Annotated in this window: 13 protein-coding genes; 2 read left to right on the top strand and 11 right to left on the bottom strand. The window is 37.1% G+C overall.

What is annotated here, in order from left to right:
- Positions 1–47: 47 nt before the first annotated feature.
- The 5 genes from EDD58_RS11095 to EDD58_RS14915 all read right to left on the bottom strand — a co-directional run bounded on the left by EDD58_RS11095 (position 48) and on the right by EDD58_RS14915 (position 4,627).
- A complete protein-coding gene (locus tag EDD58_RS11095) occupies positions 48–1,253 on the bottom strand; it encodes a hypothetical protein (RefSeq protein WP_131925578.1) in 1,206 nt (401 codons plus the stop codon).
- A 13-nt stretch (positions 1,254–1,266) separates the two neighbouring features.
- The gene (locus EDD58_RS11100; RefSeq protein ID WP_131925580.1) at positions 1,267–1,581 is read right to left on the bottom strand and encodes a hypothetical protein; all 315 of its coding nucleotides are present in this window, start codon (positions 1,579–1,581) and stop codon (positions 1,267–1,269) included.
- A 255-nt stretch (positions 1,582–1,836) separates the two neighbouring features.
- Positions 1,837–3,621, bottom strand: coding sequence for a SulP family inorganic anion transporter (locus tag EDD58_RS11105; RefSeq protein WP_131925582.1), 1,785 nt, complete (start codon positions 3,619–3,621; stop codon positions 1,837–1,839).
- A gap of 255 nt (positions 3,622–3,876) precedes the next feature.
- Positions 3,877–4,212 (bottom strand): ArsR/SmtB family transcription factor, encoded by a 336-nt coding sequence (locus EDD58_RS11110; protein ID WP_131925584.1) that lies wholly within the window; start codon positions 4,210–4,212, stop codon positions 3,877–3,879.
- Positions 4,213–4,474: 262 nt separating this feature from the next.
- Positions 4,475–4,627, bottom strand: a complete 153-nt coding sequence (locus EDD58_RS14915) for a hypothetical protein (protein WP_165875946.1) — start codon at positions 4,625–4,627, stop codon at positions 4,475–4,477.
- A gap of 486 nt (positions 4,628–5,113) precedes the next feature.
- Between EDD58_RS14915 and EDD58_RS11115 the strand changes: the two genes are divergently transcribed.
- Positions 5,114–5,872 (top strand): class I SAM-dependent methyltransferase, encoded by a 759-nt coding sequence (locus tag EDD58_RS11115; RefSeq protein WP_131925586.1) that lies wholly within the window; start codon positions 5,114–5,116, stop codon positions 5,870–5,872.
- Between the two features lie 300 nt (positions 5,873–6,172).
- Here EDD58_RS11115 and EDD58_RS11120 read toward each other — a convergent pair whose 3' ends face one another.
- The 5 genes from EDD58_RS11120 to glpK form a co-directional block, all read right to left on the bottom strand.
- Positions 6,173–7,117 (bottom strand): ABC transporter ATP-binding protein, encoded by a 945-nt coding sequence (locus EDD58_RS11120; RefSeq protein WP_131925588.1) that lies wholly within the window; start codon positions 7,115–7,117, stop codon positions 6,173–6,175.
- 12 nt (positions 7,118–7,129) lie between these two features.
- Positions 7,130–8,077: an ABC transporter permease gene (locus tag EDD58_RS11125; protein ID WP_131925590.1), complete on the bottom strand. Its 948-nt coding sequence runs from the start codon at positions 8,075–8,077 to the stop codon at positions 7,130–7,132.
- Between the two features lie 278 nt (positions 8,078–8,355).
- Positions 8,356–8,811, bottom strand: coding sequence for a GNAT family N-acetyltransferase (locus EDD58_RS11130; RefSeq protein ID WP_131925592.1), 456 nt, complete (start codon positions 8,809–8,811; stop codon positions 8,356–8,358).
- An 88-nt stretch (positions 8,812–8,899) separates the two neighbouring features.
- Positions 8,900–10,576, bottom strand: coding sequence for a glycerol-3-phosphate dehydrogenase/oxidase (locus EDD58_RS11135; protein ID WP_131925594.1), 1,677 nt, complete (start codon positions 10,574–10,576; stop codon positions 8,900–8,902).
- Between the two features lie 126 nt (positions 10,577–10,702).
- A complete protein-coding gene (gene glpK / locus EDD58_RS11140; protein ID WP_131925596.1) occupies positions 10,703–12,199 on the bottom strand; it encodes a glycerol kinase GlpK in 1,497 nt (498 codons plus the stop codon).
- 169 nt (positions 12,200–12,368) lie between these two features.
- On the opposite strand from glpK, the gene EDD58_RS11145 reads away from it, so the two are divergent.
- Positions 12,369–12,929 (top strand): NAD(P)/FAD-dependent oxidoreductase, encoded by a 561-nt coding sequence (locus EDD58_RS11145; protein ID WP_131925598.1) that lies wholly within the window; start codon positions 12,369–12,371, stop codon positions 12,927–12,929.
- Positions 12,930–13,080: 151 nt separating this feature from the next.
- Here the strand turns inward: EDD58_RS11145 and EDD58_RS11150 are convergent, their stop codons facing one another.
- Positions 13,081–13,638: a glycerol-3-phosphate responsive antiterminator gene (locus tag EDD58_RS11150; RefSeq protein WP_131925600.1), complete on the bottom strand. Its 558-nt coding sequence runs from the start codon at positions 13,636–13,638 to the stop codon at positions 13,081–13,083.
- Positions 13,639–13,873 lie beyond the last annotated feature (235 nt).

The raw sequence follows: 13,873 nt of genomic DNA on the forward strand, positions 1-13,873 counted from the left end.
TTTTTATCTTATCACCTTAATATGTATGAATATGACGGTTACAAACATCATAATTCCATTTCCAACTTATTCCCTTTATCAACCAGCTTATTCAACTCCACTTGTTTAAAACCTAACTCTCGCCCTTGGTCTAAGTCTAACTTTTGACCGAATTGACAATTATGCTTCATCACTTCTATTGCTATTTTACTTGTGCTAAGGTGGAATGGCTTCAATTGGACATCTGGATATTGTTTTTGAAACTCAGATTGTACCTTTTGGTTAAAGGTTTGTAGCTGTTCATTTAACTTCTTATTCATTTCTTTCCCCCCTAATGGGTCAATCCTTTTTCTTTGCTGACTAAGTTTATTATGTATTTGCTCCATCTTTTCAAACATTTTTATCTGAAGTGATATCGGATTTGTATCAATCTTGTTATGTAAGATAAACTCTTCATAGTATTTGGGTGTTCCTTGATTCTTTGATTTTTGTTCATTTAAATATTGGTCAATATTCTTATAACCTTGGTCTTGTAGATATTGATGTAAATAGGCTTCAAAATCTTTGACATTCATTGGTTCAGGATAGGTTTGATGAATAAAACTTTCAATTTCCTTATTTAGCAAACGACCACTCTCTTTAGAAAAAGCTTTTTCAACTTCGATTCGAAGATTACGTTTGCGATAAACCTTATTTTCAATGATTAGTAAATAGTTTTCGCCATATTTACTCTTTAATCTCATAGCACTATTTTCATAGTGGAGATTCCAATCTTTTTCATACTTATCATAACCTAGATTCTCACCAAAACGTGACCTTAATTGATCATAGATCTTTTTTGTTTCTGATAAAGTATATTGGTTTGCATCTTTCTCAATTGGTTGAAGCCAATAATCAGGTTTTTTTCTTAAATAACCACCAAGCTTATTCATTCTCCAATTAAATAATTCATACTGTGAGACTGACAAAGATAATTCTTGACCCATTGATGATTGAATAATGGCATGTGTTTGAAAGGCATGTCTTCCTTCATGAAGGACTGTATTTACTGCTTGATAACAATCCTCATCACCTAATACACTATTACGGTTCAGGTATATTTTCCCTTGATAATAGTATCCATAAACTTCATCTTCCGTAGCATCAAGCTTTAAGGGGTCTCTGCCTTGTAAAGTAGCATAATGTTTCTCCAATGTTTGTAAAGCTTCAAATCGTTGATCCTGGGATAACTTTTTCCAGTTCGAGATATGAAATGCGTCAAAAATAGAGTTCATCAAATCTCGCCCCTTACCAACCATTCGCAATTAATTTGGGATTTTTTAAAAATCGCTTTGCGAGATGATCGCTTTTAGCAAACATCTCCATTGTAATTAATGCATCTATAAAATCATCTGCTTCGAAATATTTATATACATAATCTAAAGAAACACCATTGATGGTAAAGTGCGAAATCTTTCGATCTTTCAGCCATTGATCTAACAGAGGCTGTAGCTGTGAATCTAGCTTAGAGATGGCTGTTATTGAACGTTCCATTCTGTCCTTGGGGAATCTAAGCTCCTCTAACAAAATCTTGCGAACTTCCTCTTTGTTAAACTTTAACATTGTAATGTACCTCCTTATTTTATATCTTACTGATATTTTATAATCATGTATCTAATTTGTCATCCAAGACTCTTTCTATTCACTCGCTCTGACCAATCCAACACCAAGCTTTGGAACAATGGTTCTTGTTCAATTTGTAATAAATGCCCGACACCATCGAGTAATCAAAAAAGCCAATTTCCTCAGACAATCTTGAATGGAAATTGGCTTTTTTAAGTTGAAATTTGTCTAGTCAAATATTTTTTTCAAACGGGTCTACGCATTGACGATCTTCTCCTCACTATGGAGCTCAAGTTTTTCTTTACTGATCTCCTTTTCTACTTCAGAAGACTGGGAAAGTTGTAGACATTCATGGAAAGCATAATGCTTACACCCTAAACATTTATTCTTCTCGATTTGGGATAATGCATAGGTAATCGCTTCTCCAGTACGTTCAAAAAAGTGATTCGTTCCAATTTGATCATATAACCCTGTTTTCTCCAAAATTTCCTTAAGGGACGGTTCGACTCCTGAGATCAGCACAAGTCCCCCCTGTTTCTTAAAATGATGGACTATATTTCTAAAATAAGCTTCTCCTGTTGTATCCATAAAAGGTACTTTTCCCATACGCAAAATTAAAACTTTTGGTTTATAGTGAATCGTTTCCATAACCTTTTGTTCAAATGTCTGCGCAGCTCCAAAAAATAGAGGTCCTTCAATCGTATACATGCTAATTTGTGGACAATCATGTGATTCACTCACTACATGTGGCATCACTTTTTTATGTTGTTTGGTATGGTCAGGAAGCACTTTATCAATTACTAACATTCCACTCATCCGTTTTGCAAATAAAAATACTGCGAGAATTAGCCCAATTCCTACCGCAATTGTTAAGTCCGCAAAGACGGTTAATAAAAACGTGACAACTAATACAAGTGAATCTCCTGTTTTCGTTTTTAAGATGTGGGCAAAATGTTTTCGTTCACTCATATTCCAAGCAACTACCATTAAAATAGGGGCCATGCTTGCAAGAGGAATGTGGGAAGCATACGGTGCTAACAAAAGTAAAGTGAGTAAAACAAAAATCCCATGGATCACACCTGACATCCGAGAAACTGCTCCACTTTTAATATTGGTTGCGGTACGGGCAATCGCTCCCGTGGCTGGAATCCCTCCAAACAAAGGTGTGACCATATTGGCAATTCCTTGTCCGACCAGCTCTCGATTACTGTTATGTTTACTATTGGTCATCCCATCAGCCACTACCGCTGATAAAAGTGATTCAATCCCTCCAAGAATGGCAATCACAAATGCAGGGGCAAGCAACATCTGAATCCTCTCTAGAGTAATGTCTGGCCACTGAAAATGAGGAAGTGTACTTGGAATCGCTCCATATGCAGAGTCAATCGTAGCTACTTGCCCTGAAAAAAATACGGTAGCAATCACACTGGACACCACTAATCCCATTAATGATCCGGGGAGTTTGGGAAATAATTTTGGTGAAATTAAAATAACCAATAGACAGATTACAGCCGTTATAAAACTATATAGATTCGTTGTATTAAGATGAGTCACAATCTCATTAATGTTGGCAATAAAGGACTCATGCTTCTCTATACCAGATAATCCTAAAAAACTGGCAATTTGACCTGTAAAAATGATCACCGCAATCCCCGAAGTAAACCCAATCGTTACAGGTCTGGGTATAAACTTAATCAATGATCCTAATCTAAAAATCCCCATGAGACACAACATGATCCCAGCGAGAAAACCAGCGATCAATAAGTTCTCGTAACCATACGCAATAACAACACCTAATAGAATAGGAACAAAAGCCCCTGTAGGACCTCCAATTTGATACTTTGAACCCCCAAGGACTGAAATTAAAATCCCTGCAATAAAAGTGGTATAGATCCCGTACTCCGGCTTTACACCTGATGCAATCGCAAAAGCCATCCCTAGAGGAATTGCAATCACACCCACAATCATTCCTGACAATAGATCTTTTTGAAAATGAGCCCACGAATAGCCTTGAAATCTTTTTGTTAATAAACCTCTCATGGATGTCCCTTCTTTTTCGTTATATTATTAAAACCGACTTTATACATACGATTAGTTTATTTTATCCCACTAAGTTTAGTAAGAATTATGCGAGCAAAAACAATAGCAGGCAGACTTATAACAGATTTTGATGATGAGCCGTAAATTAAATACAGGAATTTTAACAAGATGACACTGTTAAAATTCCACTCTCTAGGTATATAACCTTGACCTATTGAACTTACAACCAGTACGAAATTTACTCCTTAAGTGTTTCTATTCGTTTTTGTCTTCTTCCAGTTCTTCCAACATGATAATCGTATCAATCAAGTGATTGTTGAAGATTTCTCGGGTAACGTCTAATAACTTTGTAATGAGAGGATCTCTTAATGAGTACATCACTCGCTTCCCATTTTTCGTTCCTACAACTATATTTTTGCTACGTAAAATACTCAACTGTTGAGAAACAGAGGAACCTTCACTATTAAGGATACTTTGAATTTCGTTTACACTCTTTTCACCATCCACTAATGCTTCGAGGATTCCTATTCGTAAAGGGTGTGATAAGGCTTTGAAAAAATCTGCTTTGAATTGCTGCATATCATTATTCATCTCGTTCACCACATTTATCGAAATTTGCTATCAACTGTCAGTTTGTAGCATTCAAAAGACAACATATTTAAATATTTGAATATGTATCTTATGATACTGTGATTCCGTGGAAATTTCAACATAAATTTTCTAATGGATTAAAAAATATTAATTCCATTAACTGAAACCGTTTTCAAATCCGCTTTATTCTCTTTAAAAACCAAAGTCATTCTCATACAATTATTTTATTTTTTTCAGCTGAATCATCAGTTTTCTAAATTTTTTATTCTGGAGGGTCCATCACTTGATGAGCGGGAATTCGAATATCTAAGCAACCATCCTCCAGCTCTTCATCTTGATCCACTTTCTGGGCTTGAAACTCATCATGCAACACTGACTGATCTCTTTTTTCATTTTTAATCCTTGGATGATTCATCGTCCAACCTCCTGAATGTTCATATAACTGTAGTATGATCGGATTTACCTATTTCCAACCAGTACAAGCCAACAATACTTCCAGTAAGGAAATAATATAAGCAGAAGCCATCCCTGATCGTGTTCAACCTGTATTATGGGAAGCCTTTAAAACAGGATTGCAGATTTTTGATGTATTATGGTTCACATAAGATTATTAGTTAAAAGGAAAATATCACATAAGTAGCATACGCAGAGGAAAAGTTATAGCAGTAAGTAATAAGAGGTTTTTTCTTCAACAAATGAAAAAGGTTAACTCAAATAGTTTATAGATTAAATAAACATTAAAATAACTCTTTTGCGAAAAATAGTGTATACTATTACTATATTTTATTGAAAGTGAGTGATCGAATATGATAGTCAGCTCTTTCCCTACTAACAAAATTAAGGTGCGGAAGAGTTAATCATTCAATTGCATTCTTCCGCATATAAAATCGGAGGAAATGAAATGTTTAGTAATTATGGTCCATTATGCACTGAGGTCTATGATTTAACAAAACCAGTTGGACATTCAATATGTGGTGACATTGAATATTACCTTGAAAGATTAACAGGGACTACAGGGAGAATACTTGAAGCGGCTGTTGGGTCAGGACGTTTCTTCATTCCTTTGCTTGAGAGTGGATTTATCGTTGATGGCATTGACTATTCACCTGAAATGTTAGCTTCTTGTCGAAAACGTTGCAGAGAAAGAGGATTAAATCCAAATCTATATGAAGGTAACTTACGTAGTTTTTCTTTGCAATCAAAATATGAAGCTATTGTCATACCTACAGGTTCCTTTTGCTTGATTGAGAATTTTAATGATGCTAAAGATGCTCTGAAATGTTTTTACAATCACCTTATGCCTGGAGGACGTGTAATCGTTGATCTGGTAATACCCAGTTATTGGCGTACAGGAGAAATTACTACGTCTGTCTTTCCTCTTTCTACAGAAGAAGGCATTACATTAGAAAATAAACCAGTTGAAATCAACTGGGTCGACCAATACACCTTATCTTATTTAAAATATGAAAAATGGAAAAAAGGTAAGTTAGTAGACACAGAATTACAAAAGTTTGTAATGCGATGGTACGGAATCGAAGAATTCAAACTTTTATTAGAAAGCGTTGGTTTTTCTGATATAACTTGCTCTGCGGAATATAATTACAAAAAGCAACCCTCAAAAGAAAGTACACTAGTTACATTTGAAGCTGTACGAAAATAACATGATAAAACTGTTATGAAGTTTAAAAGAACTGAGTGTTACTTCTCACTCAGTTCTTTTATTTTTATCAAAAAGCCATCTTTCTTACTGAACAAAACTAGCTAATAGTTGGTAAAGAATCACTTAAACGATAACGATCAGGTGCGTTAGTAAAAAAGAAAAGACATTACATATCAGTTATAAATAATATGTAATGTCCTTTTATTTATTTGCATTTTTTTATTCAGATCTTGATAAACATATTTGAACTTGGTTACTGTGAGCTTTTAGAGAGTAAAATTTGTAAATAAGCCACTAAGCTTATACAATCTTCTTCCCTGCTGTGATCTCTAGGAACTTCTCCTCTAATGATTTTGCTTTTTTCTCAATCCCATATACTTTGATTCCCTGCTTGACAAGCCACTCGTTGATTTCTGGGATTTTTTCTTCTGATAAATTCATTGCTAAAGCTTCTTCAATGATTTTTACAGACTGCTTATCAACCTTTTGTAGAACTGCTTCTTTTGCTTTTTCCAGTTCCTTCACAATAAAGCGAACATGAACGACATCCTCATGATCCTCAGAGACAAAATCTTTAATAGTACGAACATCGATCAACTTTCCACTTTGGATAATCCCGATCCGATCACACATCAGTTCCATCTCACTTAGCAAGTGACTAGAGACAAAGACTGCCATATTCTCTTCATGAGCTAATTTACGTAAATAATCTCGAAGTTCACGGATCCCACTTGGGTCTAAACCGTTAGTTGGCTCATCAAGAATCAATAAAGAAGGGCGATGAAGTAACGCTTGTGCTAATCCTAATCGTTGTCGCATTCCCAAAGAATATCGTTTCACTTTGTCATGGATTCGATTTTCCAGCCCCATAAGTGCAGTCACTTCTTGAATTCTCTCGTTCATTTCCTTTTTAGAGGAAAAAATACGACTCATTCTAGCAAAATGTAATAGATTATGATATCCACTCAGAAACTTGTACATTTCAGGATTTTCAACAATCCCACCCACATGTTGAATCGCCTTTTCAAAACTTTGTTTCACACTTTTCCCTTCGATATACACTTCTCCCTCGGAGATGGACATTAACCCCATAATCATCCGAATCGTTGTCGTTTTCCCTGCGCCATTCGGTCCCAAAAAACCGAATACCTCACCTGGATACACTTTAAGATCGATGTGATCCACAAGAGTTTTTTGTCTAATTTTTTTTGTAGTCCCTCTTAGTTCTAAAACTGGCTTTGCCATGTGAGCTCCTCCTTATGCAGTAATATCTCTCTTTTGAAAGACCAACCAAGTGATTCCAATGAAAACAACATAGTAAATGACTAAGAGTGTAACTGAAAACCCAATAGTCATATCTGGAAATAATGGTTCTCTTCCTGGAAGGTATTGCTTTAAATCATTGGCAAATAAGATATATTTCGCCCATTCATACTTGGAAGCTATAAAGAGAGTAATCGTGTTTCCCATAAAGAGAAGTCCCAGTGCGATCCCGATCGCCAAAGATTGACTCCGAAACACAACAGAAATCATAAAAGCGAGTGTTGACATCATCAGTAAGTCAATCAGTCCAAGGCCATATCCTTGAAAAAGTAGAGGTAATACAGGCTTCTCAACCACTTGTCCATTTTCAAAAAGAAGTACATTTTGAAAAAGACCTTCAAAGCCAAAAAATAGACCTGCAAACACGACTGTAATAATAAATAGAATTACCACTAGTAAAGCTGTATATAGTAACATCGCTAAGTATTTGGCTAAAAGTAATTTGTAACGATGATAAGGGCGAATCGCAAGCAACTTAATCGTTCCCCAAGAAAATTCACTAGAAACCACCATCGAACCAATAATAATGACACCTAAAGTGATCAACATCATAAAATCCTTAGAGTCTTGGAGCAGTTGATTGCTTGGACTTGGTTTTAAATCATGTTGAATTCGATACTCATCAATTGCGATATTTTGTTGGATCATCTGCACAAATTCTGGACCTAACTGATCGCCATTTTTCTCGAGATCTTTTTTCTCTTTATCTATGGATGTCTGTAAACCTTGCTTCCAGTCAGCACTTTCTGTAGAGCTATTATTAGGACTATACATAAACACTAATAAAAGGACTGCTACCAGCAGTAAACCTACGATGATCCAAGAACTGATACGACGATATATTTTCATATTTTCGTTTTGAATCAAATTTAAAAACTGCATTTATTTTCCTCCTTTTTCTTTTCACTAATCATTGACTAACATGATGGCTCTACTTCATTTAGTAACTGATCATTGAACTTTACATTATGATCCTAGTTGAATGGGAAATTATCTTAAGCTCATAGATTTCATCTTAATGCAGTTACCTGAACAGAACCTGAACAGAATCGAAACAGTAGTTGAAATGTTGTATGGGATCATAAGGAATAAAATTAAAAAAGGTCGATGAAAGCCCTCTTTAGAAGGAACTTTATCGACCTTAACTATACGATTTATTCTTATAAAGATTTAGACATATTCACATTTGTTATTTCATATCCGATCTTTTTATATAAAGAAATGGCTCGTTCATTAAATCCAAAAGCATGGAGCGATATTTTGGTGACTTGAAATTCTTTCACCTTTTCTTCCAAGGCTGCCATAGCCTGTTTCCCAAAACCCCGTCCTTGGAACTCTTCAAAAATAAGAATATGATACAAAAATGCCGTGTCCTTTTTTACAGCAAACCAAAGATGACCAACCACTTCCTCTTGATCTGACATGATGTTAAACAGATATTGACCCGGTGTTTGTGTTTGTTGTGGCAATAAGTTTCGAAATGATTCTTGTGACAGCTCCATAGCTGTTTCTTTAGACCAATTACCCGCCTTAATTTTATTTTCGGCATAGGTTTGTATGGACTTTTCCTCATAAGCCAAGAAGTCCTGCTCAGTCATGGGAACCAATTTCACCATGTTTCAAACTCCTTCCTAAATGAAATTAAATTTTAACCAAGAACGAAAATCGAATCGTTTCTAATCAATAATAATAAATAATAGATTTCTACAATTTTTCATCTGAAGAAACCACCTTGGTCGCAAAGATGATCTGCTTCTCTAAGTCTCGGGTGTATGCATCTGTCCGACTCTCATCCCACTCAAAATAATCCTTCATCAGTTGGATCACAGGTATTTGCCACTTTTTCACCTTATCAATCTCAAAGTAAATAGCTCCAGTCCGGCGAATAAAAAAATCTGCAGGTGTAGCCACCATCTCATGCTGAAGACCATAAAGTAGAGCGCCATAAATCTCTAGTGATAATTGATATGTTTCTGCTTCAGTTCGGCCAGTACGGATGATTTCAAAAACATCATCCACATTGGTTCCATATCGATGAACCAGCTTTCTTACATTTTCTTGTTTTAAACCCAACACTACCCCTTCAGCTATTTTTTGAGCTACAAATCTAGGAAATTGCTTAGAACCTCCTACATCTCCACCCGAAATTGGAATAGATGCCGTTTGGATTGGTTTAAATGTCCGCTGTTCCTCTCGAGAGAGCTCTTTCACGACTAGATCTGTCACTTTTTCTGCCATTTTACGATAGCCTGTCAATTTACCCCCCGCAATTGTAATCAGCCCCGACTTTGAATAGAAAATTTCATCTTTGCGTGATATTTCTGAAGGTGATTTCCCTTCTTCATGAATCAATGGACGGATCCCTGCCCAACTCGATTCTACATCTTCGCTAGTCAACTTTATTGATGGAAACATATCATTAACAGCTTGAAGGAGATAATTTCGGTCTTGCTCAGTCACACGTGGGTGCTCCAAATCTTCGTAGTAATCTGTATCGGTCGTTCCAATATACGTTTTCCCCTCTCTAGGGATGGCAAACACCATTCGACCATCTGAAGTGTCAAAATAGATAGACTGCCTCAGCGAAAAACGATGCTGATCTACAACGATGTGAACCCCTTTCGTCCAATGCAGATACTTCCCTTTTTTTGAACCATCTTTTTCACGCAACAGATCTACCCATGGTCCTGTCGCATTTACGACTTTCTTGGCATAGACAGGGAATGACTCACCTGATAAACAATCCTTGACTTGCACCCCCACAAGCTTACCTTGACTATAAATAAACTCCTCTGCTTTGGTGTAATTAAATGCTTGGACCCCTTTTTCCACAGCTCGTTTCAATATTTCAATCGTTAGCCTTGCATCATCTGTTCGATATTCTACATAATACCCTGACCCTTTGAGTCCTTTTTTTCTTAGTAAAGGCTCTTTTTCCAACGTCTGTTCTCGATTAAGCATTTGGCGCCGCTCGCTCTTTTTGACACCCGCCAAGTAATCATACAAACGAATTCCGAACGAACTAGCCCATTTTCCATAAGTTCCTCCCTCAATAATGGGCAAGAGCATCCACTCAGGTTGAGTCACATGAGGTCCATTTTCGTAAACAATCGCCCGCTCTTTACCGACTTCAGCAACCATGGAAAACTCTAATTGCTTCAGGTAACGAAGCCCCCCATGAACAAGCTTTGTCGAACGGCTAGAAGTTCCTGCTGCAAAGTCTTGCATCTCAATGAGTATGGTATTAATTCCTCGTGTTTGTGCATCTAACGCAATTCCAGCTCCTGTAATCCCACCACCAATCACAAGTAAATCAACTTGACAGCTTTTCAATGAGGACCATTGTTTACTTCGTTGTTTAATTGTAAAAGCTGTTTTCATTCCCATTTCTCCTCCTTAAAAATAGAAAAAACCACAAAAACCTTATGCGACTTACACATAAGGAATTGTGGTTTTCTCCAGATCTCAACCGTCATTAACTTGTATAGAAGCATGATTGATGCCTATTTACAATCCAAACGAACGCGTTGCTTCAACCGCTTTCTTCCATCCATTGTATAGTAACTTACGTCGATTGTCATCCATCTGTGCAATAAAGGAATGATCGATATTCCAATTATTCGCGATCTCTTGACGATCTTTCCAAAAGCCAACAGCCAATCCTGCTAAATACGCTGCTCCAAGTGCAGTAGTCTCAGTAACGACAGGTCGTTCAACAGGAACATCTAATAAATCACTTTGGAACTGCATCAAGAATTGGTTTGCAGTGGCTCCCCCATCGACACGTAATTTTTTCAGATGAATATTTGAATCAGCCTCCATGGCAGTGAAAACATCTTTGGTTTGATAAGCGAGCGATTCCAAAGTGGCACGCACAAAATGGGCTTGAGTCGTCCCGCGTGTTAAACCAAATACAGCCCCTCGCGCTTCACTATCCCAATAAGGGGTTCCCAGTCCCACAAAAGCAGGTACGACATAGACCCCATCAGTTGAATCCACTTGAAGAGCGAGCGGTTCAGAATCAGCCGCTGTTTTGATCAGTTGTAGTCCATCACGTAACCATTGAATGGCTGATCCTGCAACAAAAATACTTCCCTCTAAAGCATATTCCACTCGACCATTCGTTCCCCAGGCGATTGTTGTTAGTAATCCATGTTGGGAGGGAACAACTTTTTCTCCTGTATTCATCAACATGAAACAACCCGTTCCATATGTATTTTTCGCCATACCTGGTTCAAAGCAGGCTTGCCCAAATAGCGCCGCTTGTTGATCGCCAGCTATTCCAGAAATAGGAACTTCTTCCCCGAAAAAGAGTGAGGGCTTTGTCATTGTATATACTTCAGAAGAGGAACGAACTTCTGGAAGCATTTGTTCAGGAACTTGTAAGATGTCCAACAGTTCCTCATCCCATTTTAAATCGTAAATATTATACATCAATGTCCGTGAGGCATTGGAATAGTCTGTCACATGCACCTTCCCTCCAGATAACTTCCAAACCAACCAAGTGTCAATGGTTCCAAATAAGAGCTCCCCATTCTCCGCTTTTTCACGCGCTCCTGCAACATGGTCTAAAATCCATTTTACTTTGGTTCCAGAAAAATAAGCATCAATCAATAGCCCTGTCTTACTTCTGAATAAATCATCAAGATCTTTCTCTTTTAACTCTTCGCAAATATCAGCTGTTTGTCGAGACTGCCAGACAATGGCATGATAGATCGGTTGACCAGTATGTTTGTCCCAGATGATGGTTGTTTCACGTTGATTAGTAATCCCAATCGTTGCAATCTCTTTGGCTGATATCGAATACTTTGATAAAATTTCTGAAATTACACTTTGGACACTTCCCCAGATCTCCATCGGATCATGTTCAACCCAACCCACTTGTGGAAAAATTTGTGTAAATTCTTTTTGTGCCACACCTGCGATTTGACCTAGTTGATCAAATAGAATAGCCCGTGTACTAGTCGTTCCTTGATCAATCGCCATGATATACTTTTTTGTCATTCGTTCCGCCTCCCGAGATTATTGTCTCTTTTGATCTGTTAAAACTCAATCCTGTAGCATGACCTTCTTAAATCATTCACTTCAAAAAAACATTAACACACTGATTCATTGCTTCTATTTTATAATTGTTATAAACTTAAAGTACTTATAAAGTAAAGGGGTAGATCTGATGTTTGATGTAACAGTAATTGGAGCAGGACCTGCAGGTGGAAGCGCAGCCCTATTTACAGCAAAAGCAGGTAAGAAAACATTGGTGATTGATGATAATAAAAGCGTTACAAAAAGAGCCTGGATGGAAAACCATTATGGCGTAATGGAAATTTCAGGTCCAGATCTAATTGAAGTTGGAAGAAAACAAGCAGAAAAGTTTGGAGCAGAATTCGTAACGGATACAGTCACACAAATTGAAAAATCAGATAACGGCTTTAAGGTTACAACCAATCAGGGTTCTTATGAAACAAAATATATTATTATTGCAACTGGAATGATGACAAATTTAGCTGAAACCAGCGGGTTAAATGTAAAACCGGGAACAGAACCACGCATCAAAACAGTATTTGATGTTGATGCAGATGGCAAAACAAACATTGATGGCATCTATGCGGCTGGTACAGTAGCTGGTGTAAGTATGCATACCATTATTACAGCTGGTGATGGTGCAAAAGTAGCAATTAATATTATTAGTGAATTAAATGGTGAACGTTACGTAGACCATGATATTTTAAAATAATAAGCAGGAATCCTCCTTATTAAAATAGAGAGAGGAAACATGCAAAACGGTTCACTAAGGCGAGAAGCTTGTTATTTGAATGACAAATGACAATGCAGTTCACTAGATTAATCTCGTTTGTAGTCCCCCACTCACAGAGAGGGGGACTTATTTATTTTAATTTATTTTCCCACAATTTTCTCGTAGATGTAGTAACCGCACAAGCACCCGCTTCTAATGCCAAATTCATTTCATGAGGTGTTCGTATGAGACCACCAGCTAAAATAGGCACTTTTGTCTGTTGATACACTTCTTGAATGATGTGAGGAATAATTCCTGGTAATACTTCTATATAGTCAGGCTTAAAAGATTGAAGAAGCCGATAGCTTGTAGATAATGCGTGTGTATCAAGTAGAAAAATACGCTGGATCGCGATCAATCCTTTTTTCTTAGCCACTTGAAGTACAGGAGTTCGAGTGGAGATCAGTCCCGCAGGCTTGATCATTTGGCAAATAAATTCGGCCCCATACTCATCACTCCGCAGTCCTTGGATGAGATCTACATGTAACAATACTTTTTTTTGGTGTCGATGGGCTAAACGAATGAGGGATTGTAGTTGAGCGATATGGGTTTCTAATAATATGATATATGAATATGAGGTTTGAAGGAGTTTTTCAAATTCCTTAATGCTCTTCGCGGCAGGTAAAATTTTTTGACGATGAAAATGCATATGGCTTCAACTCCTCTTCTATATGTAGTTGATCCATGAGTAGAGATACACTAAAACCCTCCAACATTTGATCAAATGTTGGAGGGTTTTAGTGTATTCGTATTCCCTGAAAACTAAAGAGTGAGTGTAACCTGACCTGAAGAGAGAAAATTCGTTTCGTCATGTATCATAAAGATACTCCGTAGAAAGGAGGTGATCCATCCCCACCTTCCGGTAGGGATACCTTGTTACGACT

The organism is Hazenella coriacea (genome assembly GCF_004341825.1).
Classification (GTDB): Bacteria; Bacillota; Bacilli; order Thermoactinomycetales; family Thermoactinomycetaceae; genus Hazenella; species Hazenella coriacea.

Coding starts and splice junctions, on each gene's coding strand:
- EDD58_RS11095 (WP_131925578.1), bottom strand. CDS start 1,253: ATGAACTCTATTTTTGACGCATTTCATATCTCGAACTGGAAAAAGTTA.
- EDD58_RS11100 (WP_131925580.1), bottom strand. CDS start 1,581: ATGTTAAAGTTTAACAAAGAGGAAGTTCGCAAGATTTTGTTAGAGGAG.
- EDD58_RS11105 (WP_131925582.1), bottom strand. CDS start 3,621: ATGAGAGGTTTATTAACAAAAAGATTTCAAGGCTATTCGTGGGCTCAT.
- EDD58_RS11110 (WP_131925584.1), bottom strand. CDS start 4,212: ATGAATAATGATATGCAGCAATTCAAAGCAGATTTTTTCAAAGCCTTA.
- EDD58_RS14915 (WP_165875946.1), bottom strand. CDS start 4,627: ATGAATCATCCAAGGATTAAAAATGAAAAAAGAGATCAGTCAGTGTTG.
- EDD58_RS11115 (WP_131925586.1), top strand. CDS start 5,114: ATGTTTAGTAATTATGGTCCATTATGCACTGAGGTCTATGATTTAACA.
- EDD58_RS11120 (WP_131925588.1), bottom strand. CDS start 7,117: ATGGCAAAGCCAGTTTTAGAACTAAGAGGGACTACAAAAAAAATTAGA.
- EDD58_RS11125 (WP_131925590.1), bottom strand. CDS start 8,077: ATGCAGTTTTTAAATTTGATTCAAAACGAAAATATGAAAATATATCGT.
- EDD58_RS11130 (WP_131925592.1), bottom strand. CDS start 8,811: ATGGTGAAATTGGTTCCCATGACTGAGCAGGACTTCTTGGCTTATGAG.
- EDD58_RS11135 (WP_131925594.1), bottom strand. CDS start 10,576: ATGAAAACAGCTTTTACAATTAAACAACGAAGTAAACAATGGTCCTCA.
- glpK (WP_131925596.1), bottom strand. CDS start 12,199: ATGACAAAAAAGTATATCATGGCGATTGATCAAGGAACGACTAGTACA.
- EDD58_RS11145 (WP_131925598.1), top strand. CDS start 12,369: ATGTTTGATGTAACAGTAATTGGAGCAGGACCTGCAGGTGGAAGCGCA.
- EDD58_RS11150 (WP_131925600.1), bottom strand. CDS start 13,638: ATGCATTTTCATCGTCAAAAAATTTTACCTGCCGCGAAGAGCATTAAG.